Annotated in this window: 17 protein-coding genes; 6 read left to right on the top strand and 11 right to left on the bottom strand. The window is 42.9% G+C overall.

Going from position 1 to position 21,917, the window contains the following annotated elements:
* The first annotated feature begins 49 nt into the window (after positions 1-49).
* Complete coding sequence (locus GWK08_RS13170) at positions 50-934, top strand: DUF302 domain-containing protein (protein ID WP_163607691.1); 885 nt, start codon at positions 50-52, stop codon at positions 932-934.
* 128 nt (positions 935-1,062) lie between these two features.
* Here the strand turns inward: GWK08_RS13170 and amaB are convergent, their stop codons facing one another.
* The 3 genes from amaB to GWK08_RS13185 all read right to left on the bottom strand — a co-directional run bounded on the left by amaB (position 1,063) and on the right by GWK08_RS13185 (position 3,829).
* On the bottom strand, positions 1,063-2,616 hold the full coding sequence (amaB, locus tag GWK08_RS13175; protein WP_163607692.1) for an L-piperidine-6-carboxylate dehydrogenase: 1,554 nt from the start codon (positions 2,614-2,616) through the stop codon (positions 1,063-1,065).
* A gap of 111 nt (positions 2,617-2,727) precedes the next feature.
* A complete protein-coding gene (locus GWK08_RS13180) occupies positions 2,728-3,264 on the bottom strand; it encodes a 3-hydroxyanthranilate 3,4-dioxygenase (protein WP_163607693.1) in 537 nt (178 codons plus the stop codon).
* Between the two features lie 79 nt (positions 3,265-3,343).
* Complete coding sequence (locus tag GWK08_RS13185; protein ID WP_163607694.1) at positions 3,344-3,829, bottom strand: CAP domain-containing protein; 486 nt, start codon at positions 3,827-3,829, stop codon at positions 3,344-3,346.
* 190 nt (positions 3,830-4,019) lie between these two features.
* On the opposite strand from GWK08_RS13185, the gene GWK08_RS13190 reads away from it, so the two are divergent.
* Together GWK08_RS13190 and GWK08_RS13195 are read left to right on the top strand one after the other, a co-directional pair.
* Positions 4,020-9,539, top strand: coding sequence for an alpha-2-macroglobulin family protein (locus GWK08_RS13190; RefSeq protein WP_163607695.1), 5,520 nt, complete (start codon positions 4,020-4,022; stop codon positions 9,537-9,539).
* Between the two features lie 317 nt (positions 9,540-9,856).
* Positions 9,857-10,174 carry an antibiotic biosynthesis monooxygenase family protein gene (locus GWK08_RS13195; protein ID WP_163607696.1) on the top strand — a complete coding sequence of 106 codons (318 nt, stop codon included), beginning with the start codon at positions 9,857-9,859 and terminating at the stop codon, positions 10,172-10,174.
* Here GWK08_RS13195 and GWK08_RS13200 read toward each other — a convergent pair.
* Positions 10,161-11,174: a hypothetical protein gene (locus GWK08_RS13200; RefSeq protein ID WP_163607697.1), complete on the bottom strand. Its 1,014-nt coding sequence runs from the start codon at positions 11,172-11,174 to the stop codon at positions 10,161-10,163. The two genes, GWK08_RS13195 and GWK08_RS13200, sit on opposite strands and share 14 nt — an antisense overlap.
* A 153-nt stretch (positions 11,175-11,327) precedes the next feature.
* On the opposite strand from GWK08_RS13200, the gene glpK reads away from it, so the two are divergent.
* On the top strand, positions 11,328-12,818 hold the full coding sequence (glpK, locus tag GWK08_RS13205) for a glycerol kinase GlpK (RefSeq protein ID WP_163607698.1): 1,491 nt from the start codon (positions 11,328-11,330) through the stop codon (positions 12,816-12,818).
* The gene (locus GWK08_RS13210) at positions 12,805-14,469 is read left to right on the top strand and encodes a glycerol-3-phosphate dehydrogenase/oxidase (protein WP_163607699.1); all 1,665 of its coding nucleotides are present in this window, start codon (positions 12,805-12,807) and stop codon (positions 14,467-14,469) included. The genes glpK and GWK08_RS13210 overlap by 14 nt, the downstream gene beginning before the upstream one ends.
* Here GWK08_RS13210 and GWK08_RS13215 read toward each other — a convergent pair.
* From GWK08_RS13215 to GWK08_RS13230, 4 genes are all read right to left on the bottom strand, one after another.
* Complete coding sequence (locus GWK08_RS13215; RefSeq protein ID WP_163607700.1) at positions 14,466-15,890, bottom strand: alpha/beta fold hydrolase; 1,425 nt, start codon at positions 15,888-15,890, stop codon at positions 14,466-14,468. The genes GWK08_RS13210 and GWK08_RS13215 overlap by 4 nt on opposite strands.
* A 60-nt stretch (positions 15,891-15,950) precedes the next feature.
* Positions 15,951-16,394 carry a DUF6265 family protein gene (locus tag GWK08_RS13220; protein WP_163607701.1) on the bottom strand — a complete coding sequence of 148 codons (444 nt, stop codon included), beginning with the start codon at positions 16,392-16,394 and terminating at the stop codon, positions 15,951-15,953.
* A 73-nt stretch (positions 16,395-16,467) separates the two neighbouring features.
* The gene (locus GWK08_RS13225; RefSeq protein ID WP_163607702.1) at positions 16,468-17,277 is read right to left on the bottom strand and encodes a helix-turn-helix domain-containing protein; all 810 of its coding nucleotides are present in this window, start codon (positions 17,275-17,277) and stop codon (positions 16,468-16,470) included.
* Entirely contained in the window at positions 17,277-18,275 is a 999-nt protein-coding gene (locus tag GWK08_RS13230; protein ID WP_163607703.1) for an NAD(P)H-dependent glycerol-3-phosphate dehydrogenase, read from the bottom strand. The genes GWK08_RS13225 and GWK08_RS13230 overlap by 1 nt, the downstream gene beginning before the upstream one ends.
* A gap of 128 nt (positions 18,276-18,403) precedes the next feature.
* Between GWK08_RS13230 and GWK08_RS13235 the strand changes: the two genes are divergently transcribed.
* Positions 18,404-19,339, top strand: coding sequence for a nicotinic acid mononucleotide adenyltransferase (locus GWK08_RS13235; protein WP_163607704.1), 936 nt, complete (start codon positions 18,404-18,406; stop codon positions 19,337-19,339).
* Between the two features lie 71 nt (positions 19,340-19,410).
* Here the strand turns inward: GWK08_RS13235 and nadD are convergent, their stop codons facing one another.
* From nadD to GWK08_RS13250, 3 genes are read right to left on the bottom strand one after another with little or no spacing between them, the layout of a single operon-like run.
* The gene (gene nadD, locus GWK08_RS13240) at positions 19,411-19,995 is read right to left on the bottom strand and encodes a nicotinate (nicotinamide) nucleotide adenylyltransferase (RefSeq protein WP_163607705.1); all 585 of its coding nucleotides are present in this window, start codon (positions 19,993-19,995) and stop codon (positions 19,411-19,413) included.
* The gene (gene gmk, locus GWK08_RS13245; RefSeq protein WP_163607706.1) at positions 19,992-20,582 is read right to left on the bottom strand and encodes a guanylate kinase; all 591 of its coding nucleotides are present in this window, start codon (positions 20,580-20,582) and stop codon (positions 19,992-19,994) included. Before gmk ends, nadD begins: the two co-directional genes overlap by 4 nt.
* Positions 20,582-21,454, bottom strand: coding sequence for a YicC/YloC family endoribonuclease (locus GWK08_RS13250; protein WP_163607707.1), 873 nt, complete (start codon positions 21,452-21,454; stop codon positions 20,582-20,584). Before GWK08_RS13250 ends, gmk begins: the two co-directional genes overlap by 1 nt.
* Positions 21,455-21,917 lie beyond the last annotated feature (463 nt).

Consider the following 21,917-nt stretch of genomic DNA (forward strand, 5'->3'; position numbering starts at 1 on the left):
AATGCCGGGAAACTTTCCCCGGCAGATCAACAAAACAAAAATCAAGCAGATGAAAAAAGCTTTCATCATATCATTAGTGGCAATGCTATTTGCCTGTAAGACCGAAAAAGAAATGAACTTTACAGATCAGAATCAACTAATTACTGTACAGAAAGAACAGACCGTTCAGGAACTTGGAACCCAGTTAAGAACGCAAATTGAGGCTAAAGGATTTAAGATCATAGCCGATGTAGATCATGCGGCATCAGCAGAAAAAGTAGGACTGGAATTAAGGCCTACCCGACTTCTTGTTTTCGGAAACCCTCTGGGAGGAACAAAATTAATGCAACAGGATCAGTTAATGGGAATCGAGCTTCCCCTTAAGATATTGCTTTGGGAAGATGAGAATGCTAAGGTTAACCTGAGCTTTTACAACGGAAGTGTCCTGACCTTCCGTTACGGCCTGAACGAACCTCAGGCGGTCATAGAAAAAGTAAATGCCGCCCTTTCCGGATTTGCCGGTTTGACAGAGGAAGTAAATGTTCAAAGCCCGGAACTGAGTAAAGATAAGATCATCACCAAAAAGAGTAACCACAATGCCGATTCTACCTTTACGCGTTTAAAGGATATAGTAGCCTCCAAAGGCCTGAGTATTATGGCTGAGGTGCCTCACGATAAGGCAGCGGCAAAAGTAGATCTCGAATTAAGACCCACAAGACTCCTGATCTTCGGAAACCCTAAGGTTGGGACCCTGTTGATGCAAAGTGAGCAGAAACTTGGGATCGATCTGCCGCTTAAGGTATTGGTCCATGAAGATGAGAACGGAAACGTATTCGTTTCCTATTACAACGCTTCTTTTTTAAGCTCCAGATACGGGATAACAGATAAGGAAGAAGTGGTGAATAAAGTAAACGGAGCCCTGGACGGGATAACGAACGCCGTTATATCGGAATAAAGAAACTTACTGACTTTAGATAGAAGATCCGTTTTCGATAGCTATGAATTTTGCTGAGGGAACGGGTTTTTCATTAAAAACAAAGGCCGCTTTAAAAGCGGCCTTCATATTTGAAAATCAATATAGAATTACAAATCAAACTTAATACCCTGGGCTAATGGAAGCTCAGTTGTATAATTAATGGTATTCGTTTGACGTCTCATATATACTTTCCAGGCATCGGATCCGGATTCTCTTCCGCCTCCGGTTTCTTTTTCACCTCCGAAAGCACCACCTATTTCAGCTCCGGAAGTCCCGATATTTACGTTGGCAATTCCACAATCGGATCCTGCATGACTAAGGAATTTCTCAGCTTCACGCAGATTTGTGGTCATCACGGCAGAGGATAAGCCCTGTGCCACTCCGTTTTGAATCTCAATAGCATCTTCTATGTCTCCGCTGTATTTCAGCAAATAAAGCACAGGCGCAAAAGTTTCGTGTTGTACGATCTCAAAATGAGGTTCTGCTTCTGCAATTGCAGGTCGTACATAACATCCGCTTTCATAACCTTCTCCTTCCAGCACTTCACCTTCTACAATAATATTACCACCTTCGGCAACTACTTTTTCCAGTGCAGCTTTATACATTTCTACGGCATCCTTGTCGATAAGAGGCCCTACGTGGTTATTCTCATCCAGCGGATTTCCTATTCTCAATTGTCCGTATGCATCTACAACGGCATTTTTTACCTTATCGTAAACAGATTCGTGAATGATCAGTCTTCTGGTAGAAGTACAACGCTGACCCGCAGTTCCACAAGCACCGAAAACAGCTCCGATAACCGTCATTTTAATGTCGGCATCCGGAGTAATGATAATGGCATTGTTTCCTCCCAGTTCCAAAAGGGATTTCCCTAAACGCTCTCCAACAGTCCTGGCTACGATCTTCCCCATACGGGTAGAACCTGTGGCCGAGATTAACGGAATGCGCTTATCGGTGGTCATAAACTCTCCAACGGTATAATCTCCGTTGATAAGACATGAGATCCCTTCCGGTAAATTATTTTCTTTCAGGACTTCTGCAAAGATGTTCTGGCAAGCCACCCCGCAAAGCGGTGCTTTTTCAGAAGGCTTCCATACGCATACGTCTCCACAGATCCAGGCAAGGGCCGTGTTCCATGACCATACGGCTACGGGGAAATTAAATGCAGAAATGATCCCTACGATTCCCAATGGGTGATACTGCTCATACATACGGTGTCCCGGACGCTCTGAATGCATGGTCAAACCATGAAGCTGACGTGATAATCCAACTGCAAAATCGCAGATGTCTATCATCTCCTGAACTTCTCCCAGACCTTCCTGGAAAGATTTTCCCATTTCATAGGAAACCAGCTTTCCAAGAGGCTCCTTATATTCACGAAGGCGCTCCCCGAACTGACGTACGATCTCTCCTCTTTTAGGAGCAGGCATAACCCTCCAGCTCTTAAAAGCTGTCTGAGCAACTTCCATTACTTTTTCATAATCCTCTCTGGTACTCGTTTTTACCTTTCCAATCAGTTCTCCGTCTACAGGAGAGTAAGAAGCAATTTCCGAACCGTTGGAAAACCAGTTCTGACCGGTAGAAGTCCCTTCGTTAACATCGGAAATACCTAGTTGCTGAAGTGCTTCCTTTATACCGAAATCGGTAGCAGTATTTATCATTTTATAACTTTTTAAGCGTGTATTGTTAAATTTTTCGCGAATTTACTAATTAAAATTTTGTCTTCCCAGAATTTGCTCAAAACATAGGTTAAACCCGGAGAAAACAAACCCTTATTCGGAGATAAACCGATCATCGACAGGCATGACTGTTCCACAGTTATTACAGGTTCTCAGCGCTTCCGATCTATAGAAGTCGTTAAAATGAGGGAGAAAATCTTTTTCTATATCGTGTAACTCAAAATAAACGTCGTGCAGTTTGTTGTTACAGTTATCGCAATACCATAACAGGCCATCGGTAAAACCTCTTCCGGCTCGTTTACGCTCGATCACCAAACCGAGAGAACCTTCGGACCGTACAGGAGAATGCGGAACATTGGCCGGATGCAGATACATATCGCCCGCATGCAATTCCATTTCTTTTCGCTCTCCGTCTTCCTGAATAATAACTTTAATGCTGCCTTCCAACTGGTAGAACAACTCTTCCGTTTCATTATAATGATAGTCCTTACGGGCATTGGGCCCGGCCACGATCATTACAATATAGTCGTCTGCCTCTTTATACAGGTTTTTATTCCCAACCGGAGGTTTAAGAAGATCTCTGTTTTCCTCTATCCATCTGGTCAGGTTAAAAGGTGGAAGAATGGCCATAAACTTTCTTTTTTTAAAGAATAAAGGTAAAACTTTATTTTCTTGAAAAGAAGTTTAGACAAATAGATTTAACACCAATTTACAAGCGATAAAAAAGCTGGGTGAAATAATAATCTCCGTTGCTGTCTTTACGTGCACAAATTGCGGTATGTGTAAAGTTTCCTTCGATATTCTGCCGGTGTCCGGAACTGTTTAACCAGGCCTCTACAATCGCTTCGGCCGTAGGGTATCTGAAGGCTACATTTTCTGCAATGGTCTGGAAAGGGATCCTCTGATATAATTCATCCGCTCTTTGCGAAAAATTATCATGACTGATCCTTCCCTGGGAGATCATATAATTGGTATGCTCCAATGCAGCTTCGTAAGCGATGTCATTGTGCTCCAAAGTGCCTGATCCCTGGCTTCTTCTATGATTATTTACTAATTGAAGGATTTCTGCTTCAATGGCACTCAGATTAGTGTCATCTACATTAACCGGATCCGGTTCGTTATTGTCTGAATCACCTGTACAGGAGATAAATAGCAGCATAATGAATAGCATTGCTATAGGTTTTAAGATTTTCATGGGCTATCTTTTTAATTATAACAAAGATACGGATTCCTTTATTGTATTGAAAAGGGAGAAGTTATGAACAGAAAAAGAACTACAGAACCGGATTTATAAATATTGTGCAAAAACAGGACTCCATGCTCCGGTTTTTAACAAAATTGTTCTTAATTTTAGGTAGGAAATATTAATAAACAAACTCTCCGATATGCGTACCGTAAAACCACTTCTTCTGCTACTCCTTAGCGGACTTACCCTGCTTTCCTGTAAAAAAGGAAAAGATGAAGTCCAGGAACAAATAGACAACCTCTTTAAATACAGAGAATATATCTCAGATATCTCGCAGGGAATTATTTCGACCCATGAAGATGTACGTGTGGTGCTCAGGCAGCCCGTTGCCGACTGGAGTGATAACCAGGAGTTGAATGAACGCCTGTTTACGGTTTCTCCCAAAGTAAAGGGAAAAGTAGTGGCATTGAACAACCAGACCATTGCTTTTGTTCCCGAAGAGAAGTTCGAGCAGGATACCGAATACAACTTCAAGCTGAAACTGAATGCGTTTGTGGAAGGCATTCCTTCAGGCCTTAAAGAATTCTCCTTTAGGCTAAAAACACTAAAGCAGCAGTTTAATGTACTGACCGACAACCTGCAATCCTATAATAAAGACTGGCAGTATTTAAGAGGAACACTTCGTACCAGTGATATAATGAATATCAGTACCGCTAAACAGTTGGTAAAAGTAAAGCAGGACGGGAAGGAGTTGAATGTAAAATTTACGGAAGCTGCTAAAAAAGCAAATCAGTTCTTCTTTACGATAGACAGCATACAGCGATTAACAGATGATTCGGAGATCGATATTAGCTGGGACGGATCGGCGTTTAAAATTGACAGCAAGGGAGACGCTAAGATCCTTATCCCCGGGAAAAACAATTTTACGGTAACAGATATTGAGGTCTTTGACGGAGAGAGCCAGTACCTGGAAGTTAATTTTTCTGATCCCCTCAAGAAAAGCCAGAATTTTGACGGTCTGGTAAGCCTGGCAGATACGGAAAACTTAAAATTCAGTAGTGACGGAAATGTACTTAAAGTATATCCCGGGCGGGAAATGAAAGGAACAGCTTTGCTGGAAGTCTTTGAAGGGATAGAAAGTACAGAGGGCTACAAACTTAAAAAGAAGTTTTCACAGCAGGTGGCTTTTGAGCAGATCAAACCCCAGGTAAGGCTGTTGCAAAGCGGGACCATCCTGCCTTCTTCCAATAATCTGAAAATTAATTTTGAAGCGGTTAACCTTCGTAAAGTAGATGTTTCTGTTATTCGTCTTTTCGAGAACAACGTGCTTCAGTTCCTCCAGTATAACAACCTGAACGATCAGGGAAATCTGAGAACGGTGGCAAGGCCCATTGCCAGGAAGACTGTAGAATTGCAGAACAATCTTTCTGGAAGCAGTGGAAAATGGCGCGCCTATGCCCTCGATCTGAAAGAAATGATCAATCCGGAACCGGGAGCCATCTATCGTGTGGAGTTTAATTTCCGGCCTTCCTATAGCTCCTATAAATGTAATGCTACCAATTTTAAAGAAGAAGCCGAAGAGAATTACGATGAGGAGACGGAAAGCAGTTACTGGGATAGTTACGAGAACTACTACAGTAATAATTACTACTACGATTACGATTGGAATGAAAGGGATAATCCCTGCCACAGTTCCTATTACCGTAATAAAAAAGTAACTACCAATGTGCTCGCATCAGACCTGGGGCTAACGGTCAAGAAAGGATTGAACCGCTCTTATTTTGTAAGCGTGAACGACCTGGTATCTACCCAGCCGGTGCAGGGCGCCAGGGTTACTTTCTACAATTTTCAGCAACAGGAGATCGGAAGTGTTCAGACAGATACCGACGGAACTTCCATTTTTGACAGTGATAACGCCGCATTTTTTGCAGTGGCATCCCATAACAATCAAAAGACCTATATCCGTTTAAATGACGGAAATGCACTTTCGGTCAGTAAGTTCGATGTGTCGGGAGCAAGGCTACAGAAAGGCATCAAAGGATTTATCTATGGAGAAAGAGGTGTCTGGAGGCCTGGAGATACTCTTTTTCTGTCGTTTATGCTAAACGATAAGGCCAACAATCTACCTGCAGGTCACCCTGTAAAACTGGAATTGAGTGATCCCTACGGGAAAGTCACCCATAGAGAAGTAAAGACGGCCGGACTGAATAATTTTTATCAGTTTACCTTAAAGACCGACGATAATGCACCTACCGGAAACTGGACTGCCAGGGTTTCCGTGGGAGGGGCCAGATTTACCAAATCCCTTAAAATAGAGACTATAAAACCGAATCGCCTTAAGATCAAAGCCGATTTTGACAGTGAGATCCTGTCTTCGGAAAAACCGGTAAGAGGACAACTGGAAGTGGCCTGGTTGCACGGCGCCATAGCTAAGAACCTCAAAGCCGATATTCAGGGGAAATTCAGATCACAGAAAACCAGTTTTAAACAATTCCCGGGCTATATATTTGACGATCCTTCCAGGAAATTCGGTACGGAAGAACAAACCGTATTTGAAGGGAGTATTAACGATCAGGGAAAAGCCGATTTCAGTTTAAGGCCTCAGCTGACCAAAAAAGCTCCGGGGATGCTGAAAGCCTCCTTCATTACCAAAGTATATGAGAACGGAGGGGATTTTAGTACGGATGTATTCTCCAAAACCTATTCGCCTTACGATACTTATATCGGGCTTAATGTCCCTAAAGGTGATAAAACCCGGGGGATGCTTCTGACCGATACAAAACACAAATTCGAAATAGTTTCCGTAGATGAAGAAGGAAATCCCAAGGCAGCGGAAAACCTCAAAGTAACCATTCACAAAGTGAGGTGGAGATGGTGGTGGGACACTTCAGAAGATAACCTTTCTTCTTATAGCGGAAGCAACTTCCGGGAGCGGGTCCTTGAAAAGACCATCAGCACGAATGCAGCCGGAAAAGCTGAATTTGATTTCGAACTGAAATATCCGGAATGGGGACGCTATCTGGTAAGGGTGGAGGACCCTGACGGAGGACATGCCACCGGAAAAGCCATCTATATTGACTGGCCGGGATGGGCCGGGAAGTCCAGAAAGAATGACCCTTCTGCCGCTACCATGTTGGTTTTCTCTACGGATAAGGAGAATTATAATGTTGGGGAGAAAGCCATTGTAACTTTCCCGAGTAGCGGAGAAGGCAGAGCGCTGGTTACCGTAGAGAACGGAAGTGAGGTCCTGGAGTCGATATGGGTAACCCCATCCGAAGGAGAAACAAAATTCGAACTGCCCATAACCGCATTATACACGCCCAATGTCTATATCCATATAAGCTTGTTGCAGCCTCATGCATCTACAGCCAATGACCTGCCCGTTCGTTTATACGGAGTAGTTCCTATTGGAGTGGAAGATCCTGCAACCAGGCTGGAGCCGCAGATAAAAATGCCGGATGTCCTCAGGCCTGAAGAAACTATAACCCTTAATGTAACGGAAAAACAGGGCAAGGCGATGACCTATTCCATAGCGGTAGTAGATGAAGGCCTGCTGGATCTGACCAGATTTAAAACCCCGAGTCCATGGAACAGTTTCTATGCTCGCGAAGCCCTCGGTGTAAAAACCTGGGATATTTATGACGATGTGATCGGTGCTTTTGGAGGGAGAATAGATCAGGTCTTTGCTATCGGAGGTGATGACGAAGCAGCAGGGGCAAAGAATAAGAAAGCAAACAGATTCAAGCCGATGGTCGTATATCTGGGACCTTTTAATCTGGCCAAAAGCGAATCGAAGTCGCATGAGATCAGGATCCCGAAATACATCGGGTCGGTACGTACCATGGTAATAGCAGGAGATGCAACTACCGGAGCTTATGGAAATGCCGAAAAAACAACGCCGGTCAGAAAGCCTCTTATGGTACTGGCTTCCCTGCCTAGAAAGATCACTCCCGGCGAAAAAGTAACTCTTCCCGTTACGGTCTTTGCTATGGAAAAGAGAGTAAAGAACGTAAGGGTAAGTATAAAGGAAGATAAAGCATTCAAAGTGGTGGGAGATGCCACTCAGCAGTTGAGCTTTAGTGATCCGGATGAAAAAATGGCCTATTTTGAACTGGATATAGCCGACTTTAGCGGGATCGGAAAAGTAAAGGTGGAAGCTGTAGGCAACGGAGAAACTGCATCCTACGAAGTAGAGATAGATGTGGTTAATCCCAATCCGCAGACAACTACTTCCCAGGATCTTGTTCTGGAACCGGGGGGAAGTCAGAGCATAGAGTTGCAGACATTTGGAATAAGCGGAAGTAATTCTGCCCTGGTAGAATTGTCATCCCTGCCTCCAATGGATTTTAACGGGAGACTTAAATATCTCATCAGATATCCGCACGGATGTGTGGAACAAACAACTTCAGGAGCCTTTCCTCAACTCTTTCTCGGCGATATTTTTGACCTGAATCCGAAGCAAAAGAAACGGGTCCAGCAAAATATAGAAAGTGCTATTCGCAGGCTTGGGAACTATCAGTTGCCGAATGGCGGCTTTGCCTACTGGCAGGGGCAAAACTATGCCAACGACTGGGGAAGCAGTTTTGCCGGTCATTTTTTACTGGAAGCAGAGAAAAAAGGATATGTCCTGCCCATCAGTTTTAAGAGTGGCTGGATCAACTATCAGCAACAGGCAGCAAAGCAGTGGAGAAAAACCTCCCGAAGCTCAGACCTGGCACAGGCATACAGATTATACACCCTTGCCCTTGCCGGGAATCCCGATCTGTCCTCTATGAACAGGTTACGGGAAAGTTCGGGGCTCAGTAATGAAGCAAAACATCGCCTTGCGGCAGCTTATGCTTTGATCGGGCAAAAATCGGCGGCAAAGAATATTTTCAATACCACAAATATTGATTTCCAACCGGTAAAATACGATTACTACACCTATGGATCTACAGACAGGAACCGGGCTATGGGGCTGGAAACACTGATCCTTCTGGATGCCAAAAGTGAGGCCAGGGAACTGGCAGAAACCATTGCCAAAAACCTGAGCGGGAAACGCTGGATGAGCACACAAAGTACCTCCTACAGTTTAATGGCCATGGCAAAATTTGCTTCTTATATCGGAGGAAAAGGTATGACAACTACACTCGAGCTTAACGGGAAACAGGAAAGAGTAAGCTCGTCCAGAACGCTGGCCCAAAGGGAGCTGGAAGTGAAAGACGGGACAAATACTATAAAGTTGAGTAACCAGGGGGATAATACGGTGTTTGTCCGTATACTGAACTCAGGGATACTTCCGGTAGGTCAGGAACAGACAGAGCAACGGAACCTTACCGCTCAGATCAAGTTTAAAGGCAGGGACGGGAGCAGTATAGACCCTTCCAGGATCCTGCAGGGAACAGATTTTATTACTGAGGTAAGTATCACCAATAAAAAAGGAGAAGATATTAAAGACATGGCTTTGATGGAGATATTCCCCAGCGGATGGGAAATTGTAAATACTCGCTTTACAGATTTCGGAAGCTTTGCACCTAATAAAGTAACCCATACGGATCTGAGGGACGACAGAGCGAATTTTTATTTCGACCTGAAAAAATATGAGACAAAGACCTTCAGGGTATTGCTCAATGCATCCTATTTAGGAAGGTATTATCTGCCCGGACTCCAGTGTGAAGCTATGTATGACAATGACTTTATGGTACGTACCAAAGGGCAGTGGGTGGAAGTGGTGCAATAACCGCTCTGCCTTCGGGAAGGCCCTCCTTTTCCTTCTCCTGTCATCCTGAGCGCAGTCGAAGGAAAAGGAGATTGATGATTTTAGATTTACGAATGTTAAATGATTGAATATTATATAAAATTGCCCCCTTGAGGGGACTTCAGGGGTGTAAAGAACCACCCCGCCAACCTTTAGGTCGGCACCCCTCCTTATCAAGGAGGGGAATTTTAAAGCGCAACAATTAAAAGAATACCTTAGAAAATGGGTAAAGTACGCTTCAAATTATAACTTTGAGGAACTCTGGGAGATCAGAGAAAAACACATCAAAAAACTCAATCATGAATAAACCCTATTACGCTGTTATTTTTACAAACCTCCGTACGGAAGGAGATAATGGATATGCCGAAACTGCAGATAAAATGGAAGAACTGGCCAGAACACAACCGGGGTTTCTGGATTTTGAAAGCGCAAGAAGCGGATTGGGAATAGCAATAAGTTACTGGGAGAGCCTGGAGGCTATTGCCAACTGGAAAAAGAACAGTGAACATCTCATGGCTCAGCAAAAAGGTATAAAAAACTGGTACAGCTGGTACAAGGTTCGAATCTGCCTGGTAGAAAGAGAGTACGATTTCACCAAAAAGACTACAGCTCTTTAAGCTCCTTTATTCTGGAAATAAATTGCTCGCGCTTATCCACCTGAAGTAAGAGAATATCGTATTCGCTGCTTAAGCCGTATATTTTTTCCATCTTATGAGGTCTGGATAAATAAATAACAGTGTTGTGAGGTTCCAGCTTTCCAAGAGTTGCTAATTTGCTTATCTTCCTGTTCTCATCTTCTATATCCCTTGATGTGGCTTCTATCTTTTCAATAGCATCGATGTCTATGATCGTATCTCCGAAAAGCCCGTTCTTTAAATGTATCTTGCTTTTCTTTATTTCAGAATGCCTCTTTAAAATGGCTTTGACATGCCCCAAAAACTGAAGGCCGCCGTAAATACTCAACACCAGAAGAATAAAAGCTACCACCGGACTCCACTTCATCAGCAGAACGTGTACTACATAGGTCTCTATCCCTATTACAGCCAGAATACCTATCAGCATGGCGATCGATCCGTTTTCCTTATAATGGGTAAAGGAGTTCTCGCTTTTGCTTCGCTTTCCCCAGAGAAAAAATGCGTAATAAAGCATGGCGTAATCTGTAGCCATTATACGTGCAAGTTTAGGTTTTTCAAGCACTTTTTCAATACTCTCCCTGATGGCAATATAACTGTCTTTTTTGCGCTCGGGATGAGACATAAAGATCCTGGCGATCCGATAAAAATTATAAGCTATAAAACCTAATACAGCTATTAACACCAACGGAAACACATAGGTTTTAATCAGGTTCAGATGATAATGCTGCTCTTCCGGTAGTAAAACGGTACTCAGAAGGATCCCAAAGGTAAAAAAGGGAACAGCCGTGATTTTCGGGATCTTCTTCTTGCGTATCAGTAGCAGATAGAGCACAGGAGCAAATAAAGTAAGATCGTAAGTAATACCTATCGCCAGTTCCGGATAGGTTTTGATCAGAGAGCTAAGGCTTAAAAAAACAGAAGAAAGGATGACTGCCAGGGGGAGCCCCAGGCTCAGGACGAGGTTTTTATTGCTAATGGTCATTTCTATTTGATTTAGCTACCTATAAGTAGCTCAAAACCCTGATTTGTTACAGTTTTTATCCGGAAATTACCGGAGGAACTACCTCCCAAAATATTTGTCATCCTATTTATAAAAGTGTATTTTTAGAACAAACTCTTATTCCTGTATTCCGCCATGAAAGACCAATATATTATTTCCTTAGACCAGGGAACTACCAGCTCCAGAGCACTCTTAATAAACAGTAAAGGAAAGATCGTCGGAATTGAACAGGAAGAGTTCGAACAGATCTTCCCCGAACCGGGTTGGGTAGAACATGATCCTACAGAAATATTAAGGACACAACTGGAAGTCCTGGACCGGCTTCTTCAAAAGAATAAAGTGACCCCATCCGAAATAAAAGCTATAGGTATTACCAACCAGCGGGAAACTACAGTGGTTTGGGACCGGCATAGCGGAAAACCGGTGTACAATGCCATAGTATGGCAGGATACACGCACTTCTGCTATTTGTGAAGACCTGAAAAACAGAGGACTTTCAGAGCATATCAGGAATAGGACGGGCCTGGTCATCGATTCGTATTTTTCAGCTACCAAGATCAAATGGATCCTGGATCATGTAGAGAGTGCCAGGGAAAAAGCAGAGAAGGGAGACCTACTTTTTGGGACCGTAGACAGCTGGCTGATATGGAATATGACCAAAGGAAAAATTCACGCTACCGACTATAGTAATGCTTCGCGAACCATGTTATTTGATATCGTAAAATTACGATGGGATGACAGAATTGCTGAAGAACTTAGAATACCTGTAAAAATGCTCCCCGAAGTAAGACCTTCGATCGCAGATTTTGGAAGCTTCGATATACAAGGAGAAAAGATCCCTGTTTGGGGGGTAGCAGGAGATCAGCAGGCAGCACTGTTCGGGCAGGGATGCTTTAAAAAAGGCACCGCAAAAAACACCTATGGTACCGGATGTTTTATGTTGATGAATACCGGGGAGGATCCTCAGTTTTCAGACCACGGACTTCTTACCACCATTGCCTGGGGAATAAACGGAAAAGTGTATTATGCCCTGGAGGGAAGTGTGTTTATAGCCGGAGCGGCTATACAGTGGCTGAGAGATGGACTTCAGATCATTGAATCCGTTGAAGAATCGGAGGAACTGGCAAAAAAGGTAACCGGAGAAAATCCGGTATATGTGGTCCCTGCATTTGCAGGACTGGGAGCTCCCTATTGGGATATGTATGCACGCGGGGCTATTTTTGGACTTACCAGAGATACCGGAAAGAACCATATAGCCAGGGCCACCCTGGAATCACTGGCCTATCAGACCAAAGATATTATCAGAGCCATGCAAAACGATTCCGGAACCAAATTAATGAACCTTCGGGTAGACGGAGGTGCCTGTGCCAATAATTTCCTGATGCAGTTCCAGGCCGATATCCTGAATACCGAAGTACTCCGGCCGGAGAATATAGAATCTACCGCCATGGGAGCCGCATTTATGGCAGGGATTGGAGTTGGGATGTGGACCCAGGAGAGCGTCAGTAGTAATAAGAAGATGGAACGCATATTTACTCCTGTCCTCAGAAAAGCCAAAAGAAAAGAATTGTATAAAGGCTGGAAAAAAGCTGTTAAAAGAACAAAAAACTGGTATGAAGAGAGTTGAATTCTCCAATCTTAAAAGAGAACGATATGTCGAAAAACTAAGGAGTGAAGTTTTTGACCTTGTAGTTATCGGAGGAGGGATTACCGGAGCCGGTATCCTGCTGGACGCTGCTTCCCGCGGACTAAAAGTCGCACTCGTCGAAAAGAACGATTTTGCCTCCGGAACCAGTAGTAAATCTACCAAACTCATACACGGAGGCCTCCGCTACTTAAAGCAATTCGATTTCTGGCTGGTAAAGGAAGTGGGATCTGAACGGGCTATCGTTCACAAATTGGCACCGCATCTGGTTATCCCGGAAAAAATGCTGCTTCCGCTTATTGAGCATGGTTCCTATGGAAAATGGTTAACCTCCATAGGACTTAAAGTATACGATATCCTGGCTCAGGTGGAAGGCGAAGATCAACGCAGAATGCTGGAGAAAAAAGAGGCCATGGATCTTGAGCCCCTGCTCCCGGAAGAGATCCTTAAAGGAGCCGGATACTATGCGGAATACAGAACCGATGATGCCCGTCTTACGCTCGAAAATATCAAAACAGCCCTGCAGTATGATGCCACTCCTGTAAATTATACGAAGGTCTGTGACTTCCTTTATCAGAATGAAACGGTAAGAGGGGTTAAGGTAGAGGATGAGGTAAGCGGAGAGGAATACGAAATACGCTCTAAATATGTAATAAACGCTTCAGGCCCCTGGGTAGATGAATTAAGGGAAGTAAACAAATCAAAAAAAGGAAAGCGTCTGCACCTGACCAAAGGAGTCCACCTGGTCTTTCCATATGAAAAGCTCCCTGTAAAGCATTCGGTTTATTTCGATGTTCCCGACGGGCGGATGATATTTGCCATTCCCAGAGGAAAGATCACCTATGTGGGAACTACTGATACCAATTATGAGGATGATAAAGACAGGATCTCCGTAAACCTGGCAGATGCCATTTATCTGATCTCAGCAGTTAACAATATGTTCCCGGAAGTGAACCTGGAAATGGAAGACATTATTTCCAGCTGGGCCGGACTTCGGCCCCTTATTCACGAAGAGGGAAAATCGGCATCGGAATTGTCCCGTAAGGATGAGATCTTTACCTCAGATAGTGGCCTTTTCAGCATTGCGGGAGGGAAACTCACGGGTTACCGGAAAATGGCCGAGAGAGTGGTGAACAGGGTATGCCGGAAGTATGAAGAGGACTATGAACGGGAATTCAAAAAGAACTTTACGGATGAGATCCCCCTATGTGGCGGCCCCTTTCTCGATTATAATGAAGTGAAATCATATATAGAAGAGGTCTTTGCCCGGATCAAAGACGACGGATTTACTCATTATGACGCCTGGTATCTGGTATCTAATTACGGTAGGCAGACCGAATGGATCCTGGAAAAATACAGGACTTTTAACGAAGGCGATACCTATGCAAAAATGATCCGTGCCGAACTAGGTTTTAGTCTGCAATATGAGATGGTACAAAGCCCGATGGACTTCCTTATCCGGAGAACGGGAAGGTTGTACTTCGATATCGGAAGTATTGGCAAATTACTGGAGGTGGTCCTTGCAGAATTTGCTGATGTTTTTGCATTGGATGAGGAAAAGATCGATCTGTACAGAAGTCTTATGCTAAATCTTGTAGAGCAGCATTCCGACTTCGGTTTCGACAGGATCTAAAACCACGGAATGGAAAAACTCTGCGATGCACAGGAGAGGTCCGGACTTGTTGCCGGATTGTCCAGGAATTCCCTGCATATTCTAAAGAAACACGGGTTAAACAAACTGTGACTGTCTGTCGGGAATTCTACAAAAAAGGAATTTTTCACACTCTTGGCGGCTTGCCTGGCATTACTGGTAGGTGTTACTGGATCAAAACGCCCGTTGGCAAATAAGGTTGGAATATCAGATATTACGGGAGCATTTTCAATATCCCCGGCCCTGTGAGGATGCCATTTTTCAAGGATCTTTGCATCGTAATTAAAATAAGAAGGCCCCGTAATAAAATCGGGATTGTTCTTCAGATCTTCTTCCAGATCCCTGGCTCCGTTAAAGGGCAATTCCTCATAGGCGTTTACCGAAAGATACATGGCAAAATTAATAAGATTGGTGGTGGCAACCGTTCTTTGCAGTGCCTGTGTCAAAGTTCTTTCGTCTCCTGAGTTAACTGCTTCCACAAAAGCAGGTACCAAACCGATGGTAGATCTGCTGTAAAGCAGCTGATGCGTTAGCAGGAGCATATCCTGAGAATTCAGGTGGAAATCTTTCCCCTGGTACTCAAAAACAACTGCTTTCTTATCTAAAGCATTCACCGTTTCGAAAAAGCGTTTTTTCAGATCGGGATATTTCTCATTACAGTCCGGGTCATTCTCACAGGCCTCAAAGGTTTTGGAAAGGGAGGCGTTGAAATTAGAGATAAAGTTGCTGTAGAGATCGGATTCGGGAGCAAAGACCCCAAATAATACCGACGAACGTACTTTCTCCGGAAAATCTCTCATATAGGTAAGCCCGAGGCGGGTACCGTAGGATCCTCCGAACAGGTTCCACTGCCGGTAACCCAGTTCTTTACGGAGATCTTCAAAATCTGCTGCATTTTCCCTGCTGTTATAAGCAGAAAGATCAAAATCTTTCTCCGAGATCTCCTGCCTACATTTCTTTAATCGCTTTTTTACTTCTTCATACTCTTCTTTCGAATTGAGATCCATAGATAAAACATCGATCAGTTCATTTCCCATATCAGCACATACTGCATTGGAAAGTCCGGTACCACGCTGATCCATCAGCACGATATCCCGGTCATTTCTCAGCGGATGATTCTCCCAGAAAGCCGCCATAAAAAGGGTAGAGCCACCGGGACCACCTTGCAGATAAACGATCGGATCGGGTTTGGGATTCTCGCTTTTTGCCTTCAGGACAATATAGGCCAGTTTTATCTTTTTATCACTGTTGGACTCCCGGCTTTCCGGAACTTCAAGAAAGCCGTATTCGGTATCCGTATAATCCGCAAGCCTGCTGAGGCTGGCTTCCGCAGAAGCAATTTTTTCTGCTTTATTACAGGAATAGATCAAAAGGAGCAGACCGATGAGAAGTAATTTTTTCATTTTTAGCTTGTTTGTTTAGAGGAGATGGTTTAAGCTAAAAATAGGGAATTTAATTCTTAATTATTGTTTAATCATCGTTAAAATAAAGCCTTTGTCGTTCTCTCCCAGTACTTTTACCTGAAGTTTGTTATCGCCTATTTGGGTATAAATGATCTTTTTCGGAAAATCGTGCTCCGGGTTTTCAAAAGCGAAGACTTCCTTTATTTCCCGGTTGAGTTTAAAGTCGATCCCCTTACCCTGATTCTGATTTAAAACGGTGGCGGTGTAGATAATATCCTTCTTGTCTTTTCTGATCTGAAGGCGCTCTGTGGTGATCTCTTTCCCGTCCCTGATACGATAGGACCTGCCTGTTAAACCGTCCTTACCGTCTGCTTTCCACTCCTCATAAGTTTCCTTGTTCTCTACTTTCCAGGTACCTTCAAGAAAACGGAGTTTATTGTCCTGTGCACAGGATTGTACAGTGAACAGGGCCATTAAAAACAAAAGGGGATAAACTTTTTTCATCTGTTTAAATTTATTTGGTTCTGTTCTCAAAAATAAAAGCTGTCCGGCAAAATGTATTGTAAAAAAACGCCACTCAGTTTTTTGGCGGGGAGAGAAAGAAATTTGCCATGGTTTTTTCATCAAAACCGTAATCAGATGGGTTTTTCCCGCTAAACTCTTTAAAATTCTTTATAAAATGAGATTGGTCGTAATATCCGCATTGATATACGATATCCGACCATTTGGAATCTTCCTCTACACTTCTGAAGATATTGGAGAACCTGATGATCCTGATATAGAACTTGGGCGACAGCCCGACAGCCATCTTAAAATTGCGTTCCAGGCTTCGCATAGATACGGAAGTATATTCCTGCAGGTCATCTACACTAATTACCCCCTGGGAATCTATGATCTTTGATACCACCGTACGGACCGGGTTTTCCTTTATCTCTTTTTGTTCCAGATAAGCGGTGAACCAGTTTTCGGCAGCACTCACTTTTTCCTCAAAACCTGCAGAGGAACAGGCTATTTGTTTTAAAGGTGATAAAGTTTGAAGGAGTTCTCCCTTAAGCGGAACTACTTTGTCTGTAAGCAGGTCCATTTGCAGATCGAAGAGTTCTCTCGGGGCAGTGGGCTGCATCTTAATTCCGAACATTCCTGTTTTTCCGGTATTCTCGAGAAAGAAATGATTCCTGATCTGTCCGGCAAGGAGTTCCTTTTCCTGAAGTTCCCATTGCCCACTTATGTTTACCCTGTAAGGATCGGCATAGTGAAAGATGAGTTCGGGATAACCGTCGGGAATTATTTTTTCTTTTCCGCTTTGGGAGCTATCATCATTTAAGGACCAAAAGCTCCTGATAAAAGGGGAGAGTGAAGCAGATGGTTCTTTCAGATGGTAATCCATTAATCCAGGCGATCCGTTAGTTTTTTAAATACCTTCTTGGCTTCCTTTCCATTGTAGAGGATCTCGTATACCGCGTCTATGATGGGCGTATTTCTGCTTTTGAATTTTTCGTTGATAAGGCGGGCACTTTTAGCCGCATAATAACCTTCGGCCACCATATTCATTTCCATCATGGCGCTTTTTACCGTATAGCCTTTACCTATCATATTACCGAACATACGGTTCCGGCTGAAAACCGAATAACCCGTTACCAGCAGGTCGCCCAGATAGGCAGAGTTGTTGATATTTCTCTTCATACGGTGAATGCGCTTTATAAAGCGTTTCATCTCCCGAATGGCATTACTCATCAAAACACTCTGGAAATTATCCCCATATCCCATACCATGAGCAATCCCGGCTGCAATAGCGTAGATATTCTTAAGCATGGCGGCATATTCCGTTCCGATAATATCGTCGGAGATCTTGGTCTTTATATAGTCGCTGCTCACACATTTGGCCACGAGCTTTGCCTTTTTTTCGTCGGCGCAGGCAATGGTAAGATAGGAAAGTCGCTCCAGGGCTACCTCCTCTGCGTGACAAGGCCCTGTGATGACCCCTATATTTTCAAAAGGAATATCGTATTCTTTGTGGAAATGCTCCCCGACGATCAGCCCCGTTTCGGGAACAATACCCTTAATGGCCGAAAAGACGATCTTGTCTTTTAAAGAAACATTTATCTTTTCGAGCTCCTTGGATAAAAATGCCGATGGAATGGCAAAAATAAGATAGTCTGCTTCGGAGATGATTTCATTGATGTCATTGCTGATCTTTAACTGCTCTGTATGAAATTCTACAGAACTCAGATAGTTGGGATTATGTTTGGCGTTCAGCAAATGTTCCTTTGCATAAACACTTCGCATATACCACCCGATCTCATCCAGATTTTCAGTTAACATTTTGACAATTGCAGTTGCCCAGCTTCCTCCTCCTAAAACTGCAAACTTTGGTGACTTGTCCATAAAGTATTAATTCTGGTGCCAAAAATAAATAAAAAAACAACCATCTTGTTAAATGCTGATTATCAATAGGTTAAAAATTTTGGCATATTAATTGGTTAGGCCTAATTGTAACCTTAAAAGACAAGCCTATGAAAGCTGTAAAACTACTATTTGGATTTTTATTTTTGTTTGTGATGACGGTTTCCTGCGATACTCAGGTAATCATTGAAGATGATATTATTATCGAAGAACCTGTCTTTTCGTTAAACCAATTACTGACCTCTTATGATCTTTGGTATGTAAATATTAATGAGACCACAGGAAACGGGGAAGTACCTTTTTTACAGAAGGCGTTTACAGTGTCTTTCAGGTCAGGAGTATTATATGCCAACAACAATCTTGTGGGTATTGGAGATAAAGGAAACGGACTCGGAATAGATATTGGAGATTACGATACCTATGGCGAATTTCTCGAGGTTTCCCATGATGCCGACGGTTATATGGAACTGGAGGTTTTTCCTCTGAGTGCCAACAGAATCAGAATGTATCACAGGCCGTCCAATACTTCCTATTACCTGACAGGTTATTACAGGCACAATTTTGATTACGACCTGGTGTTCTATGACAATATCACTTATTTTTTACAGGAGTATGAAGTATGGGAAAAGACATATACAAGCCAGGAAGGAGCGATTAATAAGTTTGATGCTGAGAATTTTTTACAATTTTTAACAGGTGATGATACCATTTTTAGGTCCTCAACAGACAAAAATGGCACGGGAATTGATAATATATTTTGGGATTATGAAGGTGTTTATAGTGTGCAAAATGTGAAGGGTGATTTGTACGTAAAAACTTTAACATTAGATTATGACTTTTTGAATAATGATTACTTTGAGCTCACCGTTATTAATGATAATACTATAGAATTATTTCACCCGAATTCTGGCACGGTTTATGAGTTTAAAGGTAGAGGGTACATAGAGTTCCTGAGAGGAACAAATGAAGCAAAGAAGCGAGAGAAAAAAGTACTTCCTACGATGAGCATAGAAAGAAAGAGTGAAAGAAAAAGTATTACAATATAGTTGATTTTTTTGGTTGGTTATTTAGTTTGGAAACCGCTCTCTGGTAGCAATACTTGAGGGCGGTTTCTTTTTTACCTGTAAAAATTCATCTCGTCTACGTACTTCCACACTGCTTCCGGAAGTAACGGCCGGATGTTTTTCTTTTCTTTGATAGCGTTCCTGATAAAGGTGGATGAGATCTCCATAACCGGAGCATCAACCGGATGTATTCTTTCATGCCCTTCGAATTCGTCAGGGATCTGCCCTTTGGATACTCTCGGATAAACATAGATATGATGGTTCTTAAGGATCACCTCGTAGTTCTTCCATTTGTGGAAGCTCTTGAGGTTGTCCTCGCCCATAATAAGCGCAAATTCGTGCAGAGGATACTTCTCCTGAATATAGGCCAGGGTATTTACCGTGTAGTTGGGTTGAGGAAGCTTAAACTCGATATCGGTAGGCTTTAGCCTGGGGTAATCTTTTGTTGCTTCATAAACCATCTGATAGCGGTGATGATTATCCAGAAGAGAGCTCTTTTTCTTAAAGGGATTATGAGGGGTAATGACCAGCCATATCTCATCCAGGTCACTGAATTCCGCCATATGATTGGCAATGGCAAGATGCCCGCTGTGAACAGGGTTAAAAGTACCGAAGTATAACCCTATCTTTTTTCTCATTTTTCTTCTGCTTTATTAAGGCCGATAAAATTTGCTACCAATTCATAGGCTTCTGCCTTGGCAGTATCCAGATCAATATTGTTGATGACCGTATCGAACTGAGGAGCCGTAGCCAGTTCTACTGAAGCTTTAGCTACCCTCATATTGATCTTGTCCTCACTCTCTGTTTTTCTTTTCTTCAGGCGTATCTTCAGCTCGTCTACACTTGGAGGCTTTACAAAGACCGCCAGGGTTTGATCGGGGAATTTCTTTTTAATTCTCAGACCGCCTACCACATCAATATCGAAGATAACGTGTTTTCCCTTAGCCCAGATACGCTCGATCTCGGTCTTAAGAGTTCCGTAAAAATTATCCCTGTACACTTCTTCCCATTCCAGAAAATCACCGTTCTTAATATGGTTTTTAAAATCTTTCAGGGAAATAAAGTAATAATGCTGCCCGTCTACCTCTTCACCTCTCGGTGCTCTGGAAGTGGCCGAGATAGAAAATTCCAGGTTTAGTTCCGGGTATTGTAAAAGATGCCTTACTATAGTGGTTTTACCCGATCCGGAGGGAGCGGAAAAAATAATAAGCTTTCCCTGCTTCATTAGAGTACGTTTAAGAGTTGTTCTTTTATTTTTTCCAGTTCATCTTTCATTTGCACCACTACTTGCTGCATAGGCGCGTAATTGGCTTTAGACCCCATGGTATTTATTTCTCTTCCCATTTCCTGGGAGATAAAACCTAGTTTTTTTCCATTGGATTCCTTAGAGCTCAGCGTGGTGATAAAATATTCCAGGTGATTGGCCAGACGTACTTTTTCTTCGGTAATATCGAATTTTTCAAGGTAGTAGATCAGCTCCTGTTCAAAACGATTAGCATCGACATTTTCCTTGATCTCGGAAACTGCTTTTTCCAGGCGAACCCTTATCTGATCCATACGTTCCGGATCTATCTTTTTTACCTCTTCCAACAGAGCTGTGATATTGTTTACCCTCAATGTAAAATCGCTTTCCAGTGCTTTTCCTTCAGACCCTCTGAACTTATTAATTTCCTCCAGGGCGTCTTTTACAGCTTCCTTGATGGCCTTGTATTCTTTTTCGTCAATTTCATCCCGTTCCGTTTTCAGTGCATCCGGCATACGTACTGCCATCTTCAACAATTCGACATCCTGATCACTCCCGACACCCGGAAGGGATAATCCTTTTAATTGTTTGATGTATTCATTTACAACCCCTTCATTTACCCGGGTAGAAGTTTCTTCCCCGGTAATTTCAATGTACAGTCCAAAATCGATCTTACCTCTGACCAGCGATTTTGCTATCATGTTCCGAAGTTCCAGCTCCTTTTCCCTGTAAATTGAAGGGATACGGGCATTCAAGTCCAGGTTTTTACTGTTGAGTGATTTTAACTCCACTGTTATTTTCTTGGTCGGAAGCTGAATAACATTTTTACCGAAACCGGTCATCGATTTTATCATAGGTACTAATTAAAAGTTGCACAAAGGTAAACAAAACCAAAAGTATTGAAAATATGTAGCTGAGCCTAATTAAGAATCTATTCCTGATTGATAAGAGTCTGGAGATACCCCTCTTGTTTTCTCCCCTCCAGGGGAGAACAAATCCTCCTGTCACCCTGAGCGCAGTCGAAGGGAGGAAGATTCCTGCTTTTAAGTGGGTGGGAGGTTTTTTACACCCCTGAAGTCCCCTCAAGGGGACAATCTGTATAATGAGGAATCATTTAGCAATCGTCAATCCGAAATCGTAAATTATACTAACCCCTCTTTTTTCAAAAAAAGCTCCTGTTTAAAGATATTTATCTCCTCTCCCGCTGGGAGAGGATTAAGGTGAGGGCTGCCCCTCATCCCAACCTGCCTTTTGGCAGGCCGACCTTCTCCCACGGGGAGAAGGGGAATTATATGAAGATCTTTTTCTGTATTATTA

Source organism: Leptobacterium flavescens (assembly GCF_010671605.1).
In the GTDB taxonomy this organism is placed as follows: domain Bacteria; phylum Bacteroidota; class Bacteroidia; order Flavobacteriales; family Flavobacteriaceae; genus Leptobacterium; species Leptobacterium flavescens.

Bases quoted from the DNA above. Each gene is read 5' to 3' on its own strand.
- GWK08_RS13250 (WP_163607707.1), bottom strand. From the start codon at position 21,454: ATGATAAAATCGATGACCGGTTTCGGTAAAAATGTTATTCAGCTTCCG.
- GWK08_RS13180 (WP_163607693.1), bottom strand. From the start codon at position 3,264: ATGGCCATTCTTCCACCTTTTAACCTGACCAGATGGATAGAGGAAAAC.
- GWK08_RS13230 (WP_163607703.1), bottom strand. From the start codon at position 18,275: ATGGACAAGTCACCAAAGTTTGCAGTTTTAGGAGGAGGAAGCTGGGCA.
- GWK08_RS13215 (WP_163607700.1), bottom strand. From the start codon at position 15,890: ATGAAAAAATTACTTCTCATCGGTCTGCTCCTTTTGATCTATTCCTGT.
- amaB (WP_163607692.1), bottom strand. From the start codon at position 2,616: ATGATAAATACTGCTACCGATTTCGGTATAAAGGAAGCACTTCAGCAA.
- GWK08_RS13195 (WP_163607696.1), top strand. From the start codon at position 9,857: ATGAATAAACCCTATTACGCTGTTATTTTTACAAACCTCCGTACGGAA.
- GWK08_RS13190 (WP_163607695.1), top strand. From the start codon at position 4,020: ATGCGTACCGTAAAACCACTTCTTCTGCTACTCCTTAGCGGACTTACC.
- GWK08_RS13170 (WP_163607691.1), top strand. From the start codon at position 50: ATGAAAAAAGCTTTCATCATATCATTAGTGGCAATGCTATTTGCCTGT.
- glpK (WP_163607698.1), top strand. From the start codon at position 11,328: ATGAAAGACCAATATATTATTTCCTTAGACCAGGGAACTACCAGCTCC.
- GWK08_RS13210 (WP_163607699.1), top strand. From the start codon at position 12,805: ATGAAGAGAGTTGAATTCTCCAATCTTAAAAGAGAACGATATGTCGAA.
- GWK08_RS13225 (WP_163607702.1), bottom strand. From the start codon at position 17,277: ATGGATTACCATCTGAAAGAACCATCTGCTTCACTCTCCCCTTTTATC.
- nadD (WP_163607705.1), bottom strand. From the start codon at position 19,995: ATGAGAAAAAAGATAGGGTTATACTTCGGTACTTTTAACCCTGTTCAC.
- GWK08_RS13235 (WP_163607704.1), top strand. From the start codon at position 18,404: ATGAAAGCTGTAAAACTACTATTTGGATTTTTATTTTTGTTTGTGATG.
- GWK08_RS13185 (WP_163607694.1), bottom strand. From the start codon at position 3,829: ATGAAAATCTTAAAACCTATAGCAATGCTATTCATTATGCTGCTATTT.
- gmk (WP_163607706.1), bottom strand. From the start codon at position 20,582: ATGAAGCAGGGAAAGCTTATTATTTTTTCCGCTCCCTCCGGATCGGGT.
- GWK08_RS13220 (WP_163607701.1), bottom strand. From the start codon at position 16,394: ATGAAAAAAGTTTATCCCCTTTTGTTTTTAATGGCCCTGTTCACTGTA.
- GWK08_RS13200 (WP_163607697.1), bottom strand. From the start codon at position 11,174: ATGACCATTAGCAATAAAAACCTCGTCCTGAGCCTGGGGCTCCCCCTG.